Origin of the sequence: Aestuariibaculum lutulentum, from assembly GCF_032926325.1 — a bacterium.
GTDB lineage: Bacteria > Bacteroidota > Bacteroidia > Flavobacteriales > Flavobacteriaceae > Aestuariibaculum > Aestuariibaculum lutulentum.
The window spans coordinates 2,494,046-2,518,764 of the sequence record NZ_CP136709.1 but is presented as its reverse complement, the minus strand read 5'-3'; the positions used below and the strand labels follow the sequence as shown (position 1 = coordinate 2,518,764).

Genomic DNA, 24,719 nt, shown 5'->3' with positions numbered 1-24,719 from the left:
GTTAAACACCTAACAAAAAACCTAAAACCAAAACAACTTGGAAACACCTAGCAACGAATCGTTCAGAGATAGTATTGGTACTATGACCAAAGAAGGAAAGCGTGCCTGGGTGTACCCTAAAAAACCCAGCGGCAAGCTATACGAGTACCGCAAGATAACAAGCTACGTATTGCTGGCCTTTTTGTTTGCCGCTCCGTTTATTAAGGTCCAAGGAAATCAATTTTTGATGTTTAATGTTTTAGAGCGTCGTTTCAATATTTTCGGTTTTCCATTCTGGCCACAGGATTTCTATTTGTTCGTTTTGTCTATGATTATAGGTGTCGTGTTCATCACCTTATTCACAGTGGCATTCGGGCGCGTGTTTTGCGGTTGGGTTTGTCCGCAAACCATTTTTATGGAAATGGTCTTCAGACGTATTGAATACTGGATTGAAGGCGATCGTAATAAACAACGCAGGTTGGATAACCAAGAATGGAACGCCGAAAAAATAAGAAAGCGTGGCCTGAAATGGTTTATATTTTTAGTCATCTCGTTTCTTATTGCTAATATATTTTTAGCCTATTTAATTGGTAGCGATAAGCTTTTACAATACATTGGTGAAAGCCCGCTTAACCATTTAGGCACACTTGTTCCACTTATTATTTTCACTGGGGTATTCTACTTTGTTTTTGCCTGGTTTAGAGAGCAGGTATGTATTATTGCTTGCCCTTACGGAAGATTACAAAGTGTACTGCTTGACAATAAATCTATTGTAGTAGCGTACGACCACAAACGTGGTGAAGGCGAAAGTGGAAGAAAAAAATTCAGAAAAAATGAAGACCGTCAGGCCTTAGGTCATGGCGATTGTATAGACTGTCTACAATGTGTTCACGTTTGCCCTACCGGTATCGATATTCGAAACGGCACGCAACTGGAATGTGTAAACTGTACCGCTTGTATTGACGAATGCGACCATATTATGGAAAGCATCAACCTGCCTAAAGGGTTAATTCGTTATGCCAGTGAAGACGAAATAGAAAAGAAACAAAAATTCAAACTTACAGCCCGAATGAAGGGCTACATAGCTGTTTTAACTATTTTAATAGGCGTATTTACAGGGCTTCTGCTTCTTCGAAACGATGTTGAAGCCACTGTGTTACGTTTACCAGGACAGCTCTATGAACGTAAAGGCGATAATATTATCAGTAATATTTTCACCTACAAACTGGTTAACAAAACCGTAAAAGAAATAGACAACGTAAGTTTTAAACTTAGAAAGTATAACGGAGAAATTAAACTGGTTTCGGCCAGCGATAATTTTAAAGTACCAAAACAAGGCATTGCCGAAGGTACCCTGTTTATAGAAATAAATCAAAGTGAATTATCGGGAGACAAAAATAAACTGATTATAGAAGTTTATAGCGATGATGAACTTATTGAAACAACCAGTGTAAATTTTCTAGGACCTAGAAGCTATAATTAAAAAATAAGACAGATGAAATTCAATTGGGGAACAGGTATTGCCTTAGCGTTTGTAGCTTTTATAAGCTTCATTATGTATTTTATTATAACCATGAGTGTCGATAAAAAATACAATCATGATTTGGTTACCGAAGATTATTACGGTCAGGAACTGGAGTTTCAAAACGACTTAAATAAAGAAAATAACGCTAAAAATTTAGCTCAAAATATTACATACAATATATCAGCAGAGGGGTTGATAATTAATTTTCCCAGTGATCTAGATTACACAAAAGTTACAGGTAAAGTGTTCCTATACAGACCATCTAATAAACAATTCGACTTTGAAACGCCTATTTCATTGTCAAACCACAATTTGCTCATACCTGACAAACGTTTATTGGATGGTCGCTGGAACATTAAAGTAGACTGGAAATATAACGAAAATTCTTATCTCTATAAAAAAGAAATTATATACTAAATGCTTTGGTCTGCACTCATATTTGGTATTTTAGGAAGTTTCCACTGTGTTGGTATGTGTGGCCCTATTGCCTTTATGCTACCTGTAGACCGCAGCAATTCGGTTAAAAAAATCGCTCAAATCTTCTCATATCATATTGGGCGTTTATTAGCTTACAGTATTATAGGGTTGCTTTTCGGCTTTATTGGTAAAAGCTTTTACCTGTTTGGTATGCAACAGCAATTATCTATTGCTATTGGTATTTTAATGATTGTAATTATTTTAATTCCGACACAACTATTTAATAAATACAATGCTTCAAAACCTATTTATAACCTTATTGCTAAAGTAAAGTCTGCATTAGGAAAAGCCCTTAAAAAGAAAACTGCCGATACGTTTTTAACTATAGGCTTTCTTAACGGATTTTTACCTTGTGGATTGGTTTATATGGCCGTGTTTGCTGCCATCACCATGTCATCTGCATTTCAAAGCAGCTTATACATGACGTTATTTGGGTTAGGCACTATTCCGTTGATGACCTCAGCCATTTACCTTGGTAAATTTTTAAACAGTAGTATTAAGCAACGTATTCAGAAAGCTGTTCCTGTTTTCGTGGTAATCATTGGTCTTCTATTTATTCTTCGTGGTTTAGGTTTAGGCATACCTTACCTGTCTCCTGCTCCTGTTGTAGAACTTGCCACGAGTTCTATAGACTGCCATTAAACATTTCTTATTCAACATGATAACCAACTGATTTTAATCATTTTTCAGTTCTACGATATTCTGTAATTTTAAACATGGTAAATTCTTGTGTTGAAAGATGAATGTTCCCTGAATCGATTTTACTAAAACGCATTAATGAACCCGCCATATTTAAAAACCAATAAAACTAATGCTCATGGAAACTTTAGATTTACAAAAATGCGAGTACATTTTGCACAACAACTACGTTGGCCATTTGGCCTATATATACAATAACCGCCCATTTGTAGTTCCCATCACCTATTTGTACAATAAAGACCATATTATTATTGGTTATTCAGGTGAAGGGCACAAAATTAATGCTCTTCGATTAAACCCTAATGTGGCTCTTGAAGTTTCAGAAATTGATGCCATAGACAAATGGAAATCGGTTGTGGTTCACGGCACTTATCAGGAACTATCTGGTAGTGGAGCTAAAGCCATGTTACACGAATTTTCTTTAGGAGTTAAAGAAGTAATTCTAAATAACGAAGGACGCGATTTAGATTATATTCAAGAGTTTTCGGCTAAGGTAGAAGAAGATTCGCCTGTTATTTACGCCATAAAAGTAGACGAAATAACAGGCAAACTCAGAATATAGTCACCACTGATAAATAACAAATTCTATACAGTCATTGAAAACAACTGGGTATCCGGTTGTTTTCTTTGTAATAACACATCAAAAGCCATGCATACATTTCTAACAAAAGGTTTGCCTTTTGATGTTACAACAATACTGCTCTTCTTAATTTCTATTAAACCATCACGTTCCATTTCTGCCAGACGACTTAAAACCTGTGGTAATTCATCAAAATATAAATTATCATTACTCCAACTGGTTTTAAACTGACACATTAAGTTTAAAACATGTTTTCGAATAATAAGGTCTTCATCATTTAAAATATGTCCGCGGTATACAGGAATAATATTTTCTTTCAATAAATGATAATAAGCCTCTAAGCTCTTTTCATTTTGTGCAAACCCATACCAGCTATCACTAATAGACGAAACGCCCAAGCCTATCATAGCCCGGGTTTTTGATGAGGTGTATCCCATGAAATTACGGTGTAATTTCCCGTTAATCATGGATGTGTAAAGGGTGTCTGTTGGTAAAGCAAAATGGTCCATCCCTATTTCGTGATAGCCGATATTAGTTAGCAATTGTTTTCCTAATTGATATTGTTCGCGTTTCAATTCTGCCGATGGTAAATCTTCATCATTAAATCCGCGTTGTCCGTTACCTTTTATCCATGGCACGTGTGCATAGCTGTAAAAAGCCAAACGGTCAGGTAATAAAGCCTGTGTTTTTAAAATGGTTTCTTTAACGTGTTCTAAGGTTTGAAATGGCAAACCAAAAATAATATCATGACCTACCGAAGTGTAACCTACTTCTCTGGCTAACTCGGTAGCGCGTTTTACATGTTCAAATGGTTGTATTCTATGAATCGCTTTCTGTACGGTTTCATTATAGTCCTGAACACCAAAGCTTACACGACGAAAACCTACATTGTATAAAGCCTGTAAATGTTCTCGCGTGGTATTATTCGGGTGGCCTTCAAAACTAAATTCATAATCTTCAGCAACTTTGGCATGTTTTAGAATGCCTTCAATCAACAATGTTAAATGCTCCGGAGAAAAGAAAGTCGGTGTACCACCTCCTAAATGAATTTCTTTAATAACTGGTTTTTCATCAAACAACTCCAAGTATAAACTCCATTCTTTTAAAACAGCCTTAATATAAACCGGTTCTACACTATGCTGCTTAGTAATACGTTTATTACAACCACAAAATGTACATAAACTTTCACAGAATGGTAAATGAATATATAAACTCAAGCCTTCGGAGGCATTACTTGCCTTAAACGATTTTATTAGCGAAGCTCTCCAGTTTTTCAGAGAAAAAGTATCTTGATTCCAATAAGGTACCGTCGGATAACTGGTATATCTTGGCCCAGCAACATTGTACTTATTGGTTAGTTGTTTTATCATGGTGGTTTTTTAAAGTTCAAAAGTATCCTTATTCTTTTGTTAAAAACATGACTTATGTCATGTATAAACATATGCAATTAGTATATTAGTACTCTATTTCACATCTTAAAAAAATTCTTAATTCATGAAAAAAATAAGTTACCTGATTATTGTTTTGGCATTAAGTTTCGTAGCCTGTAAAGACAATAAAAAAGAGACCTCTACTGAAGAAAACACAGAAATTACGACTGCAGAAAAGTTTGTGGTAAAACCAGAAGCTACTTCGGTAAAATGGACCGCCTACAAAACCACAGATAAACTACCAGTTGGAGGAGAATTTACCATATTAAAATTCGATGAAAAAACGGGAGCTTCAGCTGAAGAAGCTCTAAATAATTTAAACTTCACTATTCCTGTAAGCAGTTTATTTACTAAAGATCCATCAAGAGATACAAAATTAAAGGAATCCTTTTTTGGGGCTATGTTAGATACAGACCTTATTGATGGAACCATTAAAGTAACAAATGGTAATTATGTAGCCACTTTAACTATGAATGGTGTTACAAAAGATTTACCTCTTACTTTTGAGGTTACCGATGAACGCCGTGTAACCATGACGGGAACTATGAATTTAGCCGATTGGGATGCCCTTGGAGCCCTTGAAAGTTTAAATAAAGTATGTTTCGACTTACATACCGGACCAGATGGTGTAAGCAAGACCTGGGAAGACGTTGCCATTGTTGTCAGCACTTATTTACGTAAGAATTAACTTCGTTACTGAAAATATATTTATACAAAAGCTACTTATTTAAGTAGCTTTTTCTTTTTAATTCCTTATTTTTCGGAAACTTAATCTACCAAATGGAATTAGAGACCCTAATTGAAAACTTCAAACAGAAGGACGAAAAAGCTTTCGAAACCCTATACCACATGTATAGCGAAAGCATGCAAGGCGTCATCTACAATATTGTTCGTGATAAAGATATAGCCGAGGAAGTTATGCAGGACGTATTTATTAAAGCCTGGCATAATGCAAGCAGTTATTCTTCCGAAAAAGGCCGATTTTTTACCTGGATTTTAAATATTGCCAGAAATGCAGCCATCGATAAAACACGATCTAAAGCTTTTAAAAAAACAAAGCAAAACCTTGATGCCGAGTTTTTCGTAGATATTCTAGAAAGCAGCGATAGTTTAGACAATTCTACAGACGCTATTGGAATTAAAAAGTTCGTAAAAAAGTTGAAAGAAAAATGTAAAGCGGTTATAGAACTTCTCTATTTTAAAGGTTATACACAAATTGAAGCTTCAGAAGCTCTCGACATGCCCGTGGGAACTATAAAAACCAGAAATCGCAACTGTATTAAAGAATTAAGAAACATGGTATTAGAATAAGATGGATATACAAGCTTACATAGAATCTGGAATTTTAGAGCTATATGTAGCAGGTGCCCTTTCTGAAACACAAAATAAGGAAGTCTACAACCTCATGCTGCAATATCCTGAAATATTACAAGAAGTATTAGACATTGAAGTAGCCGTAATTAAACTTACAGCATCAGTTTCTCCAGTAAAAATTAATGATAACATTTTAAAGGCTATAAAAGCCCATTTAGGATTAAACGAAACAGACAATAAAGTTGTATCATTACCAAGATACAACTGGATAAGCTACACCGGTTGGGCAGCTTCGATTATCCTAGCCTTTGGTTTATTTTGGACCATAACACAAAACAAGCAGTTACAATCCGATATTCAGATAAGTAAAACACAACAGGAATTATTAGAAACCCAAATTTCCAATGCGAATAACAGTTTGGAAGAAGCCAATACTTTAATTTCTGTATTACGTGATAACAATATTACGAAGATACCATTAGCTGGTCAGGGAAATTTTGCCAGCACCTTTGCTAATGTGTATTGGGATAAAGCTAACGAGCGTATTTATTTAGACGCCCAAGGATTACCGGAACCTCCTGAAGGAAAAGTATATCAGGTTTGGTCTTTAACTTTAAGTCCGTTAACACCTACCAGCTTAGGCACTATAGACGATTTTATAACCGACGACAATAAAATATTCGAGATTGAAAACGCGAATGCAAGTGAGGCCTTTGGTATTACTTTAGAGCCAGCAGGCGGTAGCGAAACACCAACCATGGAATTCCTTTATACACTTGGTGTTGTTAATGCGAGTTAATTAAAAAACTAATAATTAAATTCTTAAAAAATATCCTCTAACGCTTTTAGGGGATATTTTTTTACATTTTTCATATTGTAAGAATATTAAGTATATTTATAAATAAGTATACTTACACATCTACTTTATCACATTTAATACTTAGCTATGAAAAAACTTATAATCATAATTCTAAGCATTAGCCTTTACTGTTGCGAAAAGGATAATAATATTATAATTGACCCTTTAGAATTATCCAATTTTAATATTAAAAATGAAAGTGATAGCGATTTAAATTTAGAATTCATTTTATCTAATGATTATTTGAATGAGAAAAAAAAAGAATCAATTGGAACTAAAGAATCGAAAATAATTTATGAAGCTAAACAAATTGGAGGTTTTGCTTTTCCTGACCAAACTTTTAAAGAGATAAAATTTTATACAACTGAACAGGGTACAAAAACATTGATTCACACTATCTCTCCAATAATAAATGAAGACTGGATAATGCTTCTGAATGGAAATCATTCTGAAAATCCAGTACATTTTGAATTAACAATAACAAATGAGATTATTAATTAAATCCAAACAACTGAAAAAAAATCCTAATTAATTTTAAATCAAGATACGCAACCATCTTTTAATATTCGCATCTAAACCATAAAGCCTCGACATGACATTACGAATTTTACTATTTCCGGTATTACTACTTTTAGTTGGTTGCGATACAAAATCTGATGATCCTATTACAGCCGACGAATCATTACTTCTAGGAACATGGAAACATACCCAATCTTACATTAGTTCAGGTGGGTCTCAATATTGGGTAGATCAGGAAAACGGAAAAGTTTTTGAGTTTTTTGAAAACGGTATATTTTCTTCAGATATGTTTGCTGAATGTTCGATTGGAGATTTTTCAATAGAAGAGCATCAATTACTATTAAAATATAACTGCCCGGACTTTACTAGCGAAACCGAAAATGATGATGGTTTTATTACCTACACCTTAGAATTCTATTCATTATTTTATCCTTATTCCAACCAGCGGACCAGTTTGTGTAGAAGGTTGCAATTTTAAATATGAAAAGCAAAACTAAATCCACGCTTTTTAAACCTAAATAAAACTCGTATTCCTTTAACTCTTACTTTCAATTATTTTACTTTTGCTCTAAGTAAAACATTATAAAAACACGAGGTGTATGATTAGTTACACATCAATAAATAAAGAAAATGAGTATGAAAAATTCTAATTTTTCAAGACAAGAAGAAAATAATAATGTGTGGTTAACCAAACAAGACAGTAGCAATTTTAATATAACAGATTATGGTGTAACACCAACTGTCTTTAACACCGAAGCTGAGGTTGGTCAGGCCATGTTAAATGAATTATACAAAACAGCTGAAGCTAAAGAAGGGGATATTAACATCGCGTTACTTGGTGGTCGAGGCGCACAACAATTGCATCGTTTACTTGGAGAATTAGCAAAATCTGGCGAGCAAGATACTTTATTAGCACGATTGAATGTATTCACTCAGGATGCTTTAGCGCCTATGGGCATGGTAAACGGCCTTAGTTTTGTTCGTGATTTTGAGCGTATTTTAGGTGATGCTTTTTTTAAAAAAATTAAAAGCTTTACCCCTATGAAAACCGATACTCCTGATTTAGAATCTGCCCTTATAGAGTATCTTACAAAACTTGAAAATTTAGGAGGGCTGGATATCTTTTTTATAGGTCATGGTCCTGAAGAAAATAAGGCGTCTCATCTGGCTTATATTAAACCATTTTCGGGAGCACAATACCACCATGTAGCAGGAATTATACCTATTTCAAATAGCATTTTAGAGCATCATATCAGTAAGTTTAAAGCAGGTGGAAGTGTTGTAAGTGAATATGATGAACAGGAATGTCGTTCTGCCGAATACATTCTTACCTTAGGTCCTGCTGCGATTTTACAAGCTAAAAAGGTCGTACAGTCTGTGGTGGATGCCGACTCTGCTCCTACCAAAGTACAAACCTATGCTAATGTTTTAAACACAACATTAAGTTCTAATCCTGAAGAAGCAATGCATCAATTAAACGCCAACCCCGGCTTATGGATTAGATTACACGCCAATGCAAAATCATTTGTGTTATCTAATTTAGGTGTTTAAATTAACAAGAATTCTCAATAAATTTCAAGCCTGTTCTAGATAGAAACAGGCTTTTTTAATAGAAAATAGTATATTCACACCCAAAATTATTGTGTTCGTACACAGAATTAAAACAAAACCTAAAATTTTATAATGAAAATACATTTTAAAAAATCGTATTTAATTTTAACCTTTTTATCTACATTTTGCCTATCTGTCTTTTCCTTTGCACAGAAAAAGCAACCAAATATTATCGTCTTTCTGGTAGACGATATGGGGTTAATGGATACCTCTGTCCCATTTTTAGTAGATGCAAATGGTCAACCCAAAAAATATAAGCTGAACGACTACTATATTACACCCAATATGGAAAAGTTAGCAAAGCAGGGCGTCCGCTTTACTAATTTCTATGCGCATTCGGTGTGTTCTCCAACACGTGCATCCATACTAACAGGTCAAAATTCTGCTCGCCATGGCACAACAAACTGGATTCATTTAGAACATAATAACAAAAATACATACGGTCCTTCTGATTGGAACTGGGAAGGCTTAAATAAATCTTCTATTACATTACCTCGTTTATTACAATCGGCTGGATATAAAACCATTCATGTCGGTAAAGCTCATTTCGGTCCTATTGGATACGAAGGCGAAAATCCTATTAATTTAGGATTCGATGTTAATGTAGGTGGCTCAGGAGCCGGACATCCTGGAAGTTATTATGGACGTGATGGTTATGGTAAACTAAACGGACAAAAATCTCGAGCTGTACCTGGATTAGATGAATACTGGAAAGACGATATTTTTTTAACAGAAGCCCTAACCAGAGAGGCAAACAAAAAAATTACAGATGCTAAAAATGAAGGCAAACCCTTCTTTTTATATATGTCACACTATGCGGTTCATCAACCATTTCAACCAGACCCTAGATTTGCGGAACATTATAAAAACTCAGGTAAAGATGAAAAAGCTCAGGCTTATGCCACTTTAATTGAAGGTATGGATAAATCTCTTGGAGATATTGTTAAACATGTTAAAGACTTAGGACTGGGAGAAAACACACTTATTCTATTTTTAGGTGACAACGGCTCGGATGCTCCTCTTCCCATAACTAATGACTATAGCAGTTCTGAACCTTTACGAGGAAAAAAAGCCATGCACTGGGAAGGTGGCATGCGGGTACCATTTATTGCTTCATGGGTAACTCCAGATAACCAAATTAAACTTCAAAAGAAATTAAAAATTTCTGAGAATCAAACCGAGAATCAAATGGGAACTATTTTAGACCTGTTCCCTACCATTTGTAATTTAGCAGATGTAAATATTCCCGAATCATATATTTTAGATGGTTTCAATTTACAAAAGCAACTTAAAGGTAAAACCAATAAAAAACGAGACAATAGTTTCCTTAACCATTTTCCTCATGATCATCGCACACCATATTTTACAAGTTTGGTGAATGATAACTGGAAAGTTGTTTACCATTTTCAAATCGAAGGTTCGCCAAAATATGAGTTGTATAATTTAAGTAACGATCCGTTTGAAGCAACCAATTTAGCCGATTCTAATCCACAACAGTTAAAAGTTATGATGACGCTTTTACAGGAGGATATGTACAACAAACATGCCTTATACCCTGAAAAAGACGGACAAATCTTAAAAATTATTCAACCTTAACAAAAAATCAATCTTCATAAAAAAAGCCTTGAAACCTTATAAGTTTTGAGGCTTTTTTTTGCGTGAAACGAAAAAACATTGAAAATATCTTTTCTCTATTTTATATTAATCGTAATATTGCAATAAAACAATAAATATGGGATTAGCTAAAACTGAAATATTTACCGATTCACAAAATGAAATTGCTCTGTTCGCAAAAGCTTTCGGGCATCCGGCTCGTGTGGCTATTCTACAACATTTATTTAAAATCAACGCTTGCGTATGTGGCGATTTGGTAGACGAAATTGGTTTAGCGCAACCCACAATTTCACAACATTTAAAAGAATTAAAACATTTAGGATTAATTAAAGGTTCGGTTGAAGGTACCAGCGTATGCTATTGCATCAATCCAGAAGTATGGACTAAAATGAAAGTTGTAATGACCGAGTTTTTAGATCAGGATTTACCAAAAACATCTTGTTGTTAATCTTAAAACACCAATTTTAAAAACATTGTATTATGAAACTATCTGAAGTTAAATCAGCCTTACAAAATTTGGAAACCATCGCGTTTCAATTACCAAACGGAGATTTAGTGCCATCTCATTTTCATGTCACCGAAATAGGTAGAATAAATAAAACCTTTATCGACTGTGGCGGAACAGTTAGACATGAAAATATAGTGAATTTTCAACTATGGAATGCCAATGATTACGACCACCGTTTACATCCTGAAAAACTATTACACATCATTGAGCTTTCAGAAAACACACTAAACATAGAAGATTCTGAAATTGAAGTAGAATATCAAGGTGATACCATTGGTAAGTTCGGATTGGATTTTGACGGTACTACTTTCTTATTAACCAATAAACAAACCGATTGTTTAGCGAAAGATAAATGTGGCGTTCCAGCCGAAAACAAAAAATAAAATTATCAGACTTACAACCTGTAAACACTTGTGTTCCGGGAAGCGGTTGTTGTTAATTTATACATATTAAGAGATTATTTTTAAAACATGGCATTATACCAAAACATTGCACAAACTTTACAAAATTTAACTGTAAATACTATAAGTGAAACACGTAAAGAAACCTTAAAACCTTTAATCGATTTCATTCAGGAGAAAGTATCAAATGAAAAAGAAGTACGTTTAAACTTTATTTGCACACACAACTCCAGACGCAGTCACCTATCTCAGGTTTGGGCACAAACTATAGCGTATCATTTCAACATAAAAAATGTTTTTTGTTATTCGGGAGGTACTGAAGCTACTGCTCTATTCCCAATGGCTGCAGAAACATTGAAAAACACAGGTTTCAATATTCAAACAATTGCTGAAGGTAACAACCCTATTTATAGTATTAAATATGCTGAAGATGAACATCCGGTTATTGGCTTTTCTAAAACTTATGATGATGCGTTTAATCCGCAATCTGAATTTGCTGCGATTATGACCTGCTCTTCTGCCGATAAAGGTTGTCCGATAATTTTAGGCGCTGAAAAACGTATTCGAATTACTTTTGAAGACCCAAAAGCGTTCGATAACACACCGCAACAAGCTGAGAAATACAAAGAGCGTAGCCTTCAAATAGCCACGGAATTATTCTATGTGTTTTCACAAATTAAAGCGTAATCATGGCGACAAAAAAATTAAGTTTTTTAGATAGAAACCTAACCTTATGGATTTTCGTTGCCATGGCGTTAGGTGTTGGCTTAGGCTATTTTTTTCCTAAATTTCCAGATGTTATCAACGCTATGAGTAGCGGCACTACCAATATCCCTATTGCCATCGGACTCATTTTAATGATGTACCCGCCATTGGCAAAAGTAAATTACAGCCTGTTACCTGCGGTGTTTAAAAACACCAAAATCTTATCGGTATCGCTAATTCTAAACTGGGTTATTGGTCCGGTTTTAATGTTCATTCTAGCCATTACATTTTTAAGAGACTATCCGGAGTATATGGTCGGTTTAATTTTAATAGGTCTGGCACGATGTATTGCCATGGTATTAGTTTGGAATGATTTAGCAGAAGGCAGTAGCGAATACGGCGCTGGTTTAGTAGCTCTTAACAGTATTTTTCAAGTGTTTGCCTATAGTTTTTATGCCTGGATATTTATTACTGTTTTACCCCCTTACTTCGGATTTAAAGGGGCCATTGTTGATATTTCTATAGGAACCATTGCTGAAAGCGTTGCTATTTACTTAGGTATTCCGTTTGCATTGGGTATTCTAAGCAGACAAATTTTAGTAAAATTGAAAGGTGAAGAATGGTATACCAAAACCTTTATTCCAACCATTTCTCCCCTTACCCTAATCGCTTTATTGTTTACTATTATCGTGATGTTCTCTTTAAAAGGTGAACTTATAGTTGAAATCCCAATGGATGTGTTAATCATTGCTGTCCCATTATTGATATACTTTGCCTTAATGTTTATTATTGGCTTTTTCTTTACAAAAGCCATGGGGGGCACTTACGATAAAACCGCTTCTGTGGCTTTTACTGCTGCTGGAAACAATTTTGAATTAGCCATTGCTGTTGCTATTGCCGTTTTCGGATTAAATTCCGGGCAGGCTTTTGCTGGAGTTATAGGACCTTTAGTAGAAGTTCCAGCATTAATTCTATTGGTACGTGTATCATTCTGGTTACGTAAAAAATACTTTGTAAACGCTACAAATTAGCATGTATATAAAATAAAAGCGGCTCAACCACGAGCCGCTTTCCCTAACAAAAAACCCAAAAAACCAAATAGGACAATCAATCCTACCGGTCCCTTGAAAATCAATTTTCCTTTTTCATATTATTAATTCTTTCTTCCTTTGTTAGCTACTATTAATCAACTCTTGAAGGATTCCATATTCTACTCACAATCTTTGCGCTTCCTTCGGTTGTATTTGTTAGTAAGACACCCTTATTTCATTTTACCCTAAATTATTTTTTAAAATTTATAAGAAATTGTTCCTTTTATAAAAAATGGCGTTCCCGGTGTAAAGTGAATTTCTTCAACCGGAGACGTTTCATTAAATAATCTCGATTCGGTAGCAAACTGTGTTTCATTCCATTCGGTATCGAATAGGTTTTCTACAATCACTCCTACAGTTACTTTATTAAACGTATAATTCGTGTTAAAATCGGTTACAAAATAACCTTTGGCTACAATACTGTTATCCTCATTTGCTGGTCGGTCATCAACATACCTATAGCGTAATCCTCCCGAAAACCCATTCAAATTATCTACCGCCAGTCCACCTGCAAAAGTAAAATCTGGTGCTAAAGGAATATAGTTTTCTCCTTCAGAATCTTCAGTACTTCTGGCATGTGTTACAGTAGCGTCAGAATCAAAATACAACCAATCGGTTAACTGGTAACGCAATCCAAAATCGACACCATAACGCTCTGTTTTTCCACTTGGTTCTACAATTCCCGCATCGCCCACATAAACAAACTCTTGTTCTAAAAACAAATACCATAATGCCGAATTAACAATTAACTTTGGAAACGGTTTCCAAACACTTCCAAAATCGGCGCCATACGAACGTGGTAAAATATCTTTCCCCATTTGACTTACCACTACTCGCGTGTCGTTGGAGTGAAATCCTAACCCCGATTTTAAATACACTTGTAAATTGGTTAAAGCATCGTAATAGAAATTTAGTTTAGGACTTACGATGGTTTTCGTTTCAGCCTGTGTACTGTAACCATCCTCTAACTTATCATTATACATGAACTTAAAATAATCTAATCGCAACGCCGGTGCTATTTTCAACTTCCCAAAATCGAACTGAGCATTAGTAAACGCACTTATATTCGTTTGATTTAAATCCCCCAATTGTATTTGCTCTAAAGTTGTTTTTCTATTTAGCGTATGCGACAATTCTATATCATTAATAATGTCGTGACGCAAACTGGCTCCCGAAGTCAATGTTAATCCGACATCGCCTAAAAGTAATTCCTGATTTAAGGCTGTGTTGAAGCCAAAAATATGACGGTCTTCCTGTTGTTTAATTTGGTCGCCATTTACAGGATCCTCTAAAAAGAAGGTAAAATTGGAATACAATTCAAATCCGTAATGCGAGTAAAAGGCATTACTTTTCAACATGGAATGGTCGGACACGTGCTTATTAAATTCTACATTAAAATTGGTGCGTTCGGTCGTTCCGCCTTCAGTATCATCAATGGCTCCGAATCGAGTAATACTTCCATCATCAACAGCACGTTGCGGAATTTGCCCTGAAGCATCCCAACGGCTCGTAAAGTGCGATAAGGTAACCGATACCTTATCATTATTTGGTGAATAGCTGGTAAATTTCCCGAACAGATTTAATCTGTTAAAGTTTTGTGGTGATTCATATGGCCCATCGGTAGCGATATATTCGGTAGCGATATAGGCATTTTTATCGGTATCATGTTCTAATAAATTGAACATTCCAAGTGTTCGTAGGGTATTAAAATCACCAACCGTTAAGCCTATTGAACTTTCTTTTAAGTAATCTCTGGTTGAAAAATCAACGTAGCCTGCAGTTGCAAAATCACCGCGATTGGCATAGTATGATCCTTTACCAAAGTCTATTTTATTTACCGTTTCCGGAATAATAAAATGCAAATCACTATACCCCTGACCGTGAGCGTGGGATACCATATTTACCGGCATTCCATCAACTGACAGTGAGATATCGGTACCATGATCGATATCGAAACCGCGTAAAAAGATTTGCTCTGCTTTTCCTCCACCGGCATGTTGACCAATAATTAAACCCGGTACTTTTCTCAAAATTTCCTGAGACGAGTTTACCGGATTTGTTTTTAAATCTAATCGGGAAATAGTACTTACCGGATTAACAGTTTCGTTGATGACTAACTCACTTAATTGAAATGATTTCTCTTCTAAAATAATGGTCTGTTTCGAGTTAAAACTTGAGTCACTAACTACAAAATACCTGTTTTTATATCCTAACAACCCTATCTTCAAAGAATCTCCATTGGAACAATTATCGATAACAAATACACCATTTTCGGAAGAGTGCGCGTGACTTTTAGAATTTAAATTGTAAACATACGCCGCCTCTAATGGTTGTTTAACACTGTTTGCCACAACACCTTTTATTTGTTGTGAAAAACTAAATTTTGTACACATTATGGCTGAAAATAGCGTTATCAGTTTTAATACGTTCATGGTTGATTTTGGGTTAAATATTTCTGACATCTTTTTCGGTTAATGGACCTAATTCAAAAATACTTTCCAGCAAATCCTTTTTCAAAATTTTTGCCTCTTTTAACTTATTATTAGCTTTATAAACTTCTGCAAGATGTAATAAGGTCTGTGGCTCGTAGGTTTGGTTTGCGACATGCTCCCTCATAATTTTTAATGCCTTTCTTTTAAACCCTTGTTTAAAATAAGTCCAGGCTAATAACCCGTAGGATTGTGGTGTTGGTCTATTATTCACTTCGGTTTCTGCCAGTACTAGAGCTTCATTTAATTTTTCGAAGGTTTCTGTGTAAACCATAACATTGTAAGTGTTGTACATATCACCATATAACGGATTGTTCACAGCTAGTTTGTAAGACTCTAATTCTTTTTGATATAAATCTAAATCTCCTTTAAACTTGGCTATTTCCGCTTTTAACAAGTAATAATCAGGGGCATGATAGGTTTGCGAAACCGTATTTAAAATACGGAGGGCTTCGTCTGGATTTTTTTCATGAGAGTACACAATCCAGGCAATACCGCGTTTCGCATACGCATCATCCGGACTCAATTCCAAGGCTTTTAAAAAGTGATTATAAGACGCTTGAATATTTCCGCTGTGACCATAAAAATCAGCTAGATTGGTGTAAATCCACTGTTTGGAACTTGCGATATTCGATTGTTCTGCTTTCACCTTAGCCTGTTCCAGATATTTAATGGCCGCATTCAAATCACCTCGATGGTCAGACCACTTGGCTACTCGAATTAAATAATCGAAATCGGCATCATTGCTAAATTTGTCTAGGTAACTTTTTGCTTGTTTATAGTTACCTAATTCTAAATGCACATCGAACAACATTTTTTGGGTACCTTCAAGCTTATCTCCTATTTCTTCAGCTTTTTCGAGCAACATTAAAGCTTCCTTAAATTTATGTTGTGAAATGTAGTTTGCTGCAAGTCCTCTTAAATATGAAGAATTTGAATAGTTTGTTTTCTTATTTAGATTTTGGTAGACATCTTGGGCTTTTTTAAGATACTCAATTTCGCCGGTTGTACTAAATAATTGGCTGTATGCTGAGGCTATTTTTGATAGATACGGGAATTGATTCGGGGTTTGGGTAAATTTCTCCTGCCAAAAGGTTAAATCTTCTAAAACCTGTTCCTTTACTGTGGCATTCGTAGTTTCCAGGTAAACATTATACTCTTTGGTATCTGTTACTTTTTTTGAAGAGATAGTACAGCTTGACAGTAATGCAAGCATACAAAAGATGGTTAGATATTGGTATTTCATGGTCTTTGTTTTTTAGGTTATTGTTTGTTAGAGAAACTCAGAAACAAAGAGCGAACCCTTTGCTTCTGAATTAAGTTTAAGCTTCTACCATGGTGAAGCCAGATAAGGAAATGAGGCTAAAAAAGGTTTATCGTTAGCATCGACATTATCGTCTGATAGTCCTGGATTTTCAGAAAAGTCTTCTCCTCCAAAAATTAACAAGAGTTCTACCGTAATCACATCGTCGGCTAAATTTCTTCCGGTTAACACATTAGTGCCATCGTAAAATGTTGTAGTTCCGTCTAAAGAAACATTTAAAACATCGGTTGCCAATACTCCTGTAAAGGTTGCCGCATCTAAACCTAGGGCATTGGTATCTTCTGCATTTGCAAAAGCAGGACTTAATCCTTCTAAATTAGCCTGAAACATACTTTGGAACGAGGCATTTTGCATCGATGGTATGGTAACATTAAACATATCTTTACTTGATAGAGACACGAATACGGTATTTACCGCTGGTCTTCCCATTTGGTCTTCCTGCATGTAGGTTCCTGCTAAATTTGGAAGTCCGTTTTCATTTTTCATATCGTCGTCGTCACTACAGTTAAATGCTACAAATGGCATCACTAAAAGTGCTAGGATTAATTTTATATTTTTCATAATGTTCTGTATTTCGTTTTTTAAGTCTTTTTATTGCTTTCTTTTTGATTCTACCCAGGCATTAATAGTTCCACTACCACCTATTGTAGATTTAGGTACTTCAACCACTACCGACATCACATTGGTTCCTGCGAATGTATCGGAAGCCATACCATCAGGTAAAAAAGCACCTTCTTCCATACCATCGCCATCATCATCACCTGGAGTTACAATTTGAACAAATCTTGCAAAATCCATAAAGAACGGGTCATCTCTTGGTCCGGCAAATACTTTAATACCATTTTTCATTCCCACCATAGCATCCATGCCGTAGCTCGTAATATTCGCAACTGTTGCATTATACACATCGTTTGTACCAACCATACTGTTTAATCCTGTTTGTGTCGGCATTTTTGGCCCGATAACATACATTTTACCATCCTTAGGAATGGCTTGAATTACATAATCTTCGACATAATCATTATCGTAATCGATATTAAACTCAATCATGACACTTTCGTCGAAACTTGCCGACGCTGTGTTTGCCGGACTCAATAAGCCCTGAACATTAGCCACAAATACCAGATTATTGGCATCTTCACCTTGAAAGGCATAAAAATCGGTAATGTCGCTAGAGCCACCCTGCACGGCCGGTGCATCAATATGGTCTGCAGCAACTACGAAGTAACCAGCAACCGCTACTACTCCAATTCCAAAAACTGTTTTTAACTTTTTCATACGTTTATTAATTAGTTATTTACTCGGTTTCAAGCATACCTACGCAAAAAAGAAAAACTCGGTTTTGTTAAAATTTTGTTAAAGGAAATAATTACGAAATATTCCATGAAAACATTACATTTACATCAACAAAATCGCATGCTATGAATCCATCTGCAAATGGTTGGATAAAAAAATTACTAAAGGAAGCTAAGACTAACCACCGGTTTCTTGACTTAGACGACGAAGGCTTTTATCAGGCGCTAAGATCTTGTGGCTTTATTTATGGCAGTAACTTAGATGTGGTTTTAAACATCTTCGCAAAAGAAGATTTAATCGAGGAAGAACTTTGTAAAATCAATCTGTGTTTGGCATTACTTCAAACGTATAACCATTCGAAAACCGACATTCCTTTTGTTGATAGTGTTATCGATTTTTATACAGAAATAAGCGAAAAGAAAGCCTCTTTTTTTGGTGAGTTACTAGGCGGTAAAAAATCGAATGAACAGCTTGAAAAGTTAATACACAAGCGTATTCAGATAGATGCAAACATCATTACCAAAAACTTTAATTACTTCATAATTAATGCGCTTTTATATATTGATGTGTTGGCATATGATAATTATTTAAGAAAAAAGCATATTTCTAAAACTTATATTAAAAACATAGAAGCTTCTATTGAATGCGTTTCTTTAGATGTATTAAATGCGAAAGAAGACAAAAACCAATACGATGAAAGTTTAATACGACTCATTGAATCGTCTCTGCGTTTTCAGGATCACACACATATTACTTATGAAGACGCCATCTCAAATATTAAAACACCTTTAGAAAAGCAATATATTTTAGACCTGGCATGTATGGCAGCATGGACCGATAAAACGATTGATAGTACTGAAAAACGTTTTTTAATTCAATTAGGTCAGGATTTTAATATTGACACCCAACTGATAAAACAATCGCTGGAAACAGTTAACAGTTTTTATACCACAAACAAAGAGAATATTGCCGTTTTAGGTTCTAAAAATATTGTTCAGAGTTTTTACAATAACTCGAGCAAAATGGTGAAAAAATTAATTATCCGAAACAGCAAACGTTTATATAAAGAGTTAAAAGACAGTAAAGAACTGATGGTACTTTTAACACAATCGACCGTAAGAGACTTAACAGCTGAAGAACAAAAGAAAGTTCAGGACCAATTACTAGATATTTTTAAATCGATACCAAGTCTGGCTATTTTTTTACTTCCGGGTGGTGCTATTTTATTGCCTTTAGTGGTTAAGTTTATCCCTAAACTCCTGCCTTCTGCTTTTGATGAGAATAGAATTGAAGAGGATTAATCTCAAGATTCTAACCACTCTTTAAAATCTTTAACCCGCTCTCTGGCTACAATAACCTCATCGTCAGCATAACTATTTAGCTTAATTTGTAACCTGGAATTTGTGTAGCTAATCATATCTTTTATCGCATTAATATTGACGAAAAATTTACGATTTACTCTAAAAAACAGTTGTGGTTCCAGCTCACTTTCCAGACTTTCCAAAGTAATGTCAAGCAAATAATTTCTGCCGTCTTTGGTATGAATGTAAGACCCTTTATTTTCACTGTAAAAACATTCAATATCATCTACCGCAATTAACTTTAAATGCTGCCCTACTTTTACTGAAAATCGTTTTTTATATTCCCGATCTATCGGATTAACCAGCAACTTTTTAATATCGTTAAAATCTAAAGATACTGACTGCCTTTGTGGTAAACGTTCCTTGTATTTTTCAACGGCAGTCTGTAAATCATCTTCATCAATAGGTTTTAATAAATAATCGATGCTGTTTAGTTTAAAGGCTTGTAGCGCATATTCGTCGTAAGCTGTGGTGAAGATAACCGCACTTTTAATTGGAATCGTTTCAAAAATTTCGAACGATAAGCCATCACTCAGCTGAATATCTAAAAATATTAAATCGGGATGTGTATTGGCTTCAAACCAACTTAACGATTCTTCAACAGAATGCAACATGGTTTCCACTTCAATATTCAACTTTTCAAGCATGCGCTTTAATCGGCGTGCTGATGGTTTTTCGTCCTCTATAATAATTACGTGCATAGATATGTTTATTTAACAGACTTTGATTTTAACTATTCCCAGCGATTAATTCTATCCTTTTCGAGAAACTCTTTTATTTTACGATCCTCCCAGTTTTTCTTAAAAATAATTTTCCCTCTAAATACGTGCCAGCCATGAATGCCAATAAAAACTGTCCAGGCTACCAAAACGATGATATCAAACCAAAAGAAAAAATCTTTGTAAGGTCCATGCATGATATATAAATTATATACCAATAGCGCTACTAAAATAAAATATCCTACTAAATGAATATAAAATACTTTTAGGTTGTAAACCTTTTTTTCGGCTTTCAAAAAGGCTTCTTGATTTTTGTTATCTGTACTCATAGCTATTCAAATTTATGATGACTTTGTTCCTTTTCCATAAATTCCTGGATCTTGCGTTCTTCCCATTTTTTTCCAAAAATAAAATCCGGCCCATAAACACTTAAAAAATGAAATGCTAAACCAATACCCCAAAATAAGGCTGTAGCAAAAGTGCCAAAACTAAACAACTCTCCTCCATTAGAGACGATAACGATAATGATGAATATATTCACAATAATGTAACTAGCCAGGTGCCAGTAAAACCCTAATATTTTTTTTACTTTCTGTTTTGCACGTAAATAAGCTTCTTCTCTATAGAAACGTTCTTTTGAAGTTTCGTTATCGTATGATTCTAGTTCGTAATTTTTCATGATTTTTCATTTTATTATTTCCAGCCCTTGTTTTCTTCCTCTCGCATAAACTCCTCTATCTTTCGCTCTTCCCAATTTCGTCCCAAAAACTGATTGGAAACAAAAACTCTAAACGCCTGAATTGTTAAACCTAACCCCCAACCAAACATGGGGAACCAAAACCACTGAAATTCCCATGACGTTTTATAGTTTACAAAAATTAAAAAGGGAATAACTAAACAATAAGATACCAGACTATAATAAAAGCCTTTAAGTTCGTCTACATGATTTCGTGCTCTAACATAAGCATCGTCAATGGATTGGTTTGATTGTGTTCTCATAACTGATATTTGTTTTGTAAGCATTGGTATTGCAACGGCAAAACGGTTTGCTTGCTGATTGATGTTTACTTTTCTAGTGGTTAACAACTTATAACGCTGCATGATATTATTAAGCCCGACACCACTACTTTTCTTAACTATTTGCTTGGGTTGTAAATTATTTTCGACCACCAGATTATTACCGTCTTCATAAATTTTAATATGTAAAGGCTTGGCTGGTGTTACCATATTGTGTTTTATTGCATTTTCAAGTAATAATTGTAATGATAATGGTACTACTTTACTTTCCGGGTTGCTTGCCTGCTCTGGAATTGTAAAAATAATACTGTCTTCGAATCTCATTTTTAACAGCGACATATAAGTCTTTGCGAAATTAAGTTCTTCATCAACCGAAACCAGTTCTTTATTTTTCTGTTCCAGAACATAGCGATATACCTTCGACAAAGCCGCTGTAAATTTCTGGGCGTTCTCGGGGTTTTCATCTATTAAACTAGTAAGTACATTTAAACTGTTGAATAAAAAATGTGGATCTAACTGATTTTTTAAAGCATCGAATTTCGCTCTCGCCGTACCAGCAATAACCTTTTGCTCTTTAATTCTGTTTTGCTGATAGCGATTATAGAAATATATAAGATGAAAGATGACAACAATGATTAAGGTAATTATTAACCCAAAACCGTAATACTGAATTTTCTCGTGGTCTAAAAATTCTTTGAATGAATTACCATTGTATAACACCGATGTTCCGGCACGCAATAAAAACAAACCTGACAGCGTAACTACCACAGAGCCCAAAATTCCTAAAACAATACGTTTAACAGATTCGGTAGATTTCCACTTTAAAGTCTCCAGATACCCAAAGAATAACAAATTAGAATATCCTAAAACAAATGAGTATAACTGATAAAAAGCAAAGTTTACTAACGCTACTTTTATACTACCAAACTGCAATCCATTTTCAAGTAAATTACCTACTAAAAAAACGGCACACCCGATAAAAAACGTAATGATTATATTTTTAAATCCTTTTGCCATGTTCTTTGCTATACTTTGTTTTTATTAATCCTTAAATTTACTAAAAGCAGTAAAAACTAACAGATTATAATTACAAGACAAAAGTGCCAACTTACTTTGGCTTTCCGAAAAGAGTTTTACCGAACTGTCATTTTTAATATCTGAAGTGTAATCATTCGGTTTTAAATCAAAAAAAAGTCAATGAATACTGATGCTGCAATATTCATTGACTTTCTTAATTACCACTAAAATTAGCGGTAATCGTACTACATTACCTAATCGTTATTGTGTAGCACTGTATTTAAATACAATTGGCACGGCATAGTTTACTTTTACAGGTCTGCCACGTTGAGTACCTGGTTTCATTTTAGGTAATAGGCTTACTATTCGTTCGGCTTCTTTTTCTAAAATTTTATCTGGTCCTCTTGAACGTATTCCTGTTATATATCCTTTTTGATCTATGATAAAGACTACAGTAACACGACCTCCAATAGCCAAATCAAGTGCTGCTTCAGGGTAATGGAAATTATTTTTAACGTGCTCCAGCATTTTATCATTAAAACACTTAACGGTAGCAGCTTTAGATTTGCCTTCACAACCTGGAAATACAGGAACATTCTCAATAACTGAAAATGGCACCTCTACATCTTCGGCAACTTCAGCAACCTGTACATCAGAAACGCCTAAATCTGTATCGCCATACTCAACAATAGCATCTGTTTGAGTCACTTCGGTACTTTCAAAAATAGTTTCTTCTATAATTTCTTCGTCCTCAACTATTTCAACACTCTCAGTTACAATAGCTGGTGGCGGTGGTGGTGGCGGTAATGTTTGTGTATATTGCACAATAGGAATTTCTTCCTCGGTTTGAGCCTGCATATTAACATATCCTATATCTACATCTTCTGTTTCAAAGGTTTTATATTCTAAGGCTTGCCAAGACAAAAATAGCATGATATTAAGCCCGATAGCAAAATATAAACCGCTATTTCTGCCAATTTCTACATCGGGATTTTTTTTAGGTAACATAGTTGTTTATTTATAGTAGTAAAATTAGTCTATATGCCCGATTCCTACTATGACATTTATCATATGCCACCTATAAAATTTACTACATAAAAAGTAGACTTTATCCTTCTACACGTTGTCTTCTAAGGAGTATTTTAGCATAATCACGACTCTCTTTGTCACCGTAATCGCGGTAAGCTCGTTGTGCCCATTGCAAAGCCAAATCTGTATCACCTAAAACCTCATAAGAAACGGCTATATTATGAGCTGCTCGCCCAGCCGATTTGCTTCTAGGATTTTCATCAACAATACGTTTCCAGACAGCTATCGCATCATTCCATTTAGCGACTTCGGCAGAGCGCCATCCGGCTCCAAACAAATCCTTATCGCGACCTTTTCCCTTTTTATACATATCGCGTTTTACACGATAGTAGCTTGGTAAAAACCGGTTGATATAATCAAAGCCTGCAGCATAGGCGGTTTCCCCTAAAGCATTTATTGGGGCCACACCATTTACTAAATCGAAATTCATATAATGTGTTTGCTGAAACTGATCGATAATCGTTTTGGTATACGGATCGTACAATCGCCAGTAACTTCGAACATTTACACGAGCACCGGTTGGAATTCTGGCACTTGGTTTTCCTGTGGTAATTACAGCATTAACCTGATCGACCACCGCAGAACGTATTAAATCGGAATTAGAATCGAAGTTTTCCAAAACCAGTAACACATCGGCATTCGATTTTTCGCATATTTCAGTCACTTTTTCCCAAGGCAATAATTCGGGTGTTAATCTTGTTCCTGTTCCGTACAAACGTAAAGTATCCGGCATGATAATCTGGATATGGCTTTTATTCTGAATACCATCATAAACACCTTTCATGGCTTCATCTGAAGCTATTCGGTCTGAGCCCATAACTTCTCCGGTAGTAATGGCCTCCATGGTTTCAGCATTTTTATCTTCATCTTTGGTTAACGACCGATTCACCAAAACCACATTGGATACATTGTCTGGAAGTATAACTAACGGTTCCTGTGGATAATTTAAATTTACATAGCCCGAAGTTCCGCAAGACGTTAAGCTAAGAGCAATTATTCCTGATAATAAAAAGTAGATATTTTTCATGTCTTTTGGGTTTAAGTTTCTCAGGTTAAAACAAGAAATATGCCATTTCTGTTTTAAAGCTCTGTTTT

The 24,719-nt window shown here is 35.0% G+C and carries 24 protein-coding genes and 2 pseudogenes; 16 read left to right on the top strand and 10 right to left on the bottom strand.

Annotated features, from left to right (window positions below):
- The first annotated feature begins 37 nt into the window (after nucleotides 1-37).
- The 4 genes from ccoG to R1X58_RS10790 all read left to right on the top strand — a co-directional run bounded on the left by ccoG (nucleotide 38) and on the right by R1X58_RS10790 (nucleotide 3,242).
- Nucleotides 38-1,462 carry a cytochrome c oxidase accessory protein CcoG gene (gene ccoG, locus R1X58_RS10805; protein ID WP_240572754.1) on the top strand — a complete coding sequence of 475 codons (1,425 nt, stop codon included), beginning with the start codon at nucleotides 38-40 and terminating at the stop codon, nucleotides 1,460-1,462.
- A 12-nt stretch (nucleotides 1,463-1,474) separates the two neighbouring features.
- Nucleotides 1,475-1,921 (top strand): FixH family protein, encoded by a 447-nt coding sequence (locus tag R1X58_RS10800; RefSeq protein ID WP_240572753.1) that lies wholly within the window; start codon nucleotides 1,475-1,477, stop codon nucleotides 1,919-1,921.
- Nucleotides 1,922-2,623: a sulfite exporter TauE/SafE family protein gene (locus R1X58_RS10795; protein ID WP_240572752.1), complete on the top strand. Its 702-nt coding sequence runs from the start codon at nucleotides 1,922-1,924 to the stop codon at nucleotides 2,621-2,623. It abuts the gene before it with no gap.
- 175 nt (nucleotides 2,624-2,798) lie between these two features.
- Nucleotides 2,799-3,242, top strand: coding sequence for a pyridoxamine 5'-phosphate oxidase family protein (locus tag R1X58_RS10790; RefSeq protein ID WP_240572751.1), 444 nt, complete (start codon nucleotides 2,799-2,801; stop codon nucleotides 3,240-3,242).
- Between the two features lie 23 nt (nucleotides 3,243-3,265).
- Here R1X58_RS10790 and hemN read toward each other — a convergent pair whose 3' ends face one another.
- Nucleotides 3,266-4,630 (bottom strand): oxygen-independent coproporphyrinogen III oxidase, encoded by a 1,365-nt coding sequence (hemN, locus tag R1X58_RS10785; RefSeq protein ID WP_240572750.1) that lies wholly within the window; start codon nucleotides 4,628-4,630, stop codon nucleotides 3,266-3,268.
- Nucleotides 4,631-4,754: 124 nt separating this feature from the next.
- On the opposite strand from hemN, the gene R1X58_RS10780 reads away from it, so the two are divergent.
- From R1X58_RS10780 to arsB, 11 genes and pseudogenes are all read left to right on the top strand, one after another.
- Nucleotides 4,755-5,378 (top strand): YceI family protein, encoded by a 624-nt coding sequence (locus R1X58_RS10780; RefSeq protein WP_240572749.1) that lies wholly within the window; start codon nucleotides 4,755-4,757, stop codon nucleotides 5,376-5,378.
- 92 nt (nucleotides 5,379-5,470) lie between these two features.
- Nucleotides 5,471-6,001 carry an RNA polymerase sigma factor gene (locus R1X58_RS10775; protein ID WP_240572748.1) on the top strand — a complete coding sequence of 177 codons (531 nt, stop codon included), beginning with the start codon at nucleotides 5,471-5,473 and terminating at the stop codon, nucleotides 5,999-6,001.
- A gap of 1 nt (nucleotide 6,002) precedes the next feature.
- Nucleotides 6,003-6,803, top strand: coding sequence for an anti-sigma factor (locus R1X58_RS10770; RefSeq protein ID WP_240572747.1), 801 nt, complete (start codon nucleotides 6,003-6,005; stop codon nucleotides 6,801-6,803).
- 147 nt (nucleotides 6,804-6,950) lie between these two features.
- Nucleotides 6,951-7,364, top strand: a complete 414-nt coding sequence (locus R1X58_RS10765; protein ID WP_240572746.1) for a hypothetical protein — start codon at nucleotides 6,951-6,953, stop codon at nucleotides 7,362-7,364.
- Nucleotides 7,365-7,455: 91 nt separating this feature from the next.
- A complete protein-coding gene (locus R1X58_RS10760) occupies nucleotides 7,456-7,860 on the top strand; it encodes a hypothetical protein (RefSeq protein WP_240572745.1) in 405 nt (134 codons plus the stop codon).
- Between the two features lie 158 nt (nucleotides 7,861-8,018).
- Complete coding sequence (locus R1X58_RS10755) at nucleotides 8,019-8,933, top strand: hypothetical protein (RefSeq protein WP_240572744.1); 915 nt, start codon at nucleotides 8,019-8,021, stop codon at nucleotides 8,931-8,933.
- Nucleotides 8,934-9,065: 132 nt separating this feature from the next.
- Nucleotides 9,066-10,589 carry a sulfatase gene (locus tag R1X58_RS10750; RefSeq protein ID WP_240572743.1) on the top strand — a complete coding sequence of 508 codons (1,524 nt, stop codon included), beginning with the start codon at nucleotides 9,066-9,068 and terminating at the stop codon, nucleotides 10,587-10,589.
- Nucleotides 10,590-10,725: 136 nt separating this feature from the next.
- Nucleotides 10,726-11,055 (top strand): ArsR/SmtB family transcription factor, encoded by a 330-nt coding sequence (locus tag R1X58_RS10745; RefSeq protein WP_240572742.1) that lies wholly within the window; start codon nucleotides 10,726-10,728, stop codon nucleotides 11,053-11,055.
- A gap of 32 nt (nucleotides 11,056-11,087) precedes the next feature.
- Nucleotides 11,088-11,554 (top strand): annotated as a pseudogene (locus R1X58_RS10740) (DUF6428 family protein).
- Between the two features lie 31 nt (nucleotides 11,555-11,585).
- Nucleotides 11,586-12,203 (top strand): arsenate-mycothiol transferase ArsC, encoded by a 618-nt coding sequence (locus tag R1X58_RS10735; protein WP_240572741.1) that lies wholly within the window; start codon nucleotides 11,586-11,588, stop codon nucleotides 12,201-12,203.
- A 2-nt stretch (nucleotides 12,204-12,205) separates the two neighbouring features.
- Nucleotides 12,206-13,252 (top strand): ACR3 family arsenite efflux transporter, encoded by a 1,047-nt coding sequence (gene arsB / locus R1X58_RS10730; protein WP_240572740.1) that lies wholly within the window; start codon nucleotides 12,206-12,208, stop codon nucleotides 13,250-13,252.
- A gap of 257 nt (nucleotides 13,253-13,509) precedes the next feature.
- On the opposite strand, the gene R1X58_RS10725 is transcribed toward arsB, so the two are convergent.
- From R1X58_RS10725 to R1X58_RS10715, 3 genes and pseudogenes are all read right to left on the bottom strand, one after another.
- A complete protein-coding gene (locus tag R1X58_RS10725; protein WP_394804324.1) occupies nucleotides 13,510-15,744 on the bottom strand; it encodes a TonB-dependent receptor in 2,235 nt (744 codons plus the stop codon).
- 13 nt (nucleotides 15,745-15,757) lie between these two features.
- A complete protein-coding gene (locus R1X58_RS10720) occupies nucleotides 15,758-17,047 on the bottom strand; it encodes a tetratricopeptide repeat protein (protein ID WP_240572739.1) in 1,290 nt (429 codons plus the stop codon).
- An 84-nt stretch (nucleotides 17,048-17,131) separates the two neighbouring features.
- Nucleotides 17,132-18,403: pseudogene (locus R1X58_RS10715) on the bottom strand (DUF4331 family protein).
- 143 nt (nucleotides 18,404-18,546) lie between these two features.
- Here R1X58_RS10715 and R1X58_RS10710 point away from each other — a divergent pair.
- A complete protein-coding gene (locus R1X58_RS10710; RefSeq protein WP_240572738.1) occupies nucleotides 18,547-19,722 on the top strand; it encodes an LETM1-related biofilm-associated protein in 1,176 nt (391 codons plus the stop codon).
- Between the two features lie 2 nt (nucleotides 19,723-19,724).
- Here the strand turns inward: R1X58_RS10710 and R1X58_RS10705 are convergent, their stop codons facing one another.
- From R1X58_RS10705 to R1X58_RS10680, 6 genes are all read right to left on the bottom strand, one after another.
- Nucleotides 19,725-20,483 carry a LytR/AlgR family response regulator transcription factor gene (locus R1X58_RS10705; RefSeq protein ID WP_240572737.1) on the bottom strand — a complete coding sequence of 253 codons (759 nt, stop codon included), beginning with the start codon at nucleotides 20,481-20,483 and terminating at the stop codon, nucleotides 19,725-19,727.
- Nucleotides 20,484-20,515: 32 nt separating this feature from the next.
- Nucleotides 20,516-20,830 carry a 2TM domain-containing protein gene (locus R1X58_RS10700; RefSeq protein WP_240572736.1) on the bottom strand — a complete coding sequence of 105 codons (315 nt, stop codon included), beginning with the start codon at nucleotides 20,828-20,830 and terminating at the stop codon, nucleotides 20,516-20,518.
- A gap of 2 nt (nucleotides 20,831-20,832) precedes the next feature.
- Nucleotides 20,833-21,180: a 2TM domain-containing protein gene (locus tag R1X58_RS10695; RefSeq protein ID WP_240572735.1), complete on the bottom strand. Its 348-nt coding sequence runs from the start codon at nucleotides 21,178-21,180 to the stop codon at nucleotides 20,833-20,835.
- A 14-nt stretch (nucleotides 21,181-21,194) separates the two neighbouring features.
- The gene (locus R1X58_RS10690) at nucleotides 21,195-22,535 is read right to left on the bottom strand and encodes a 2TM domain-containing protein (protein ID WP_240572734.1); all 1,341 of its coding nucleotides are present in this window, start codon (nucleotides 22,533-22,535) and stop codon (nucleotides 21,195-21,197) included.
- A gap of 261 nt (nucleotides 22,536-22,796) precedes the next feature.
- Nucleotides 22,797-23,543 (bottom strand): energy transducer TonB, encoded by a 747-nt coding sequence (locus R1X58_RS10685; RefSeq protein WP_240572733.1) that lies wholly within the window; start codon nucleotides 23,541-23,543, stop codon nucleotides 22,797-22,799.
- Nucleotides 23,544-23,643: 100 nt separating this feature from the next.
- Nucleotides 23,644-24,651, bottom strand: coding sequence for a DUF6340 family protein (locus tag R1X58_RS10680; RefSeq protein WP_240572732.1), 1,008 nt, complete (start codon nucleotides 24,649-24,651; stop codon nucleotides 23,644-23,646).
- Nucleotides 24,652-24,719 lie beyond the last annotated feature (68 nt).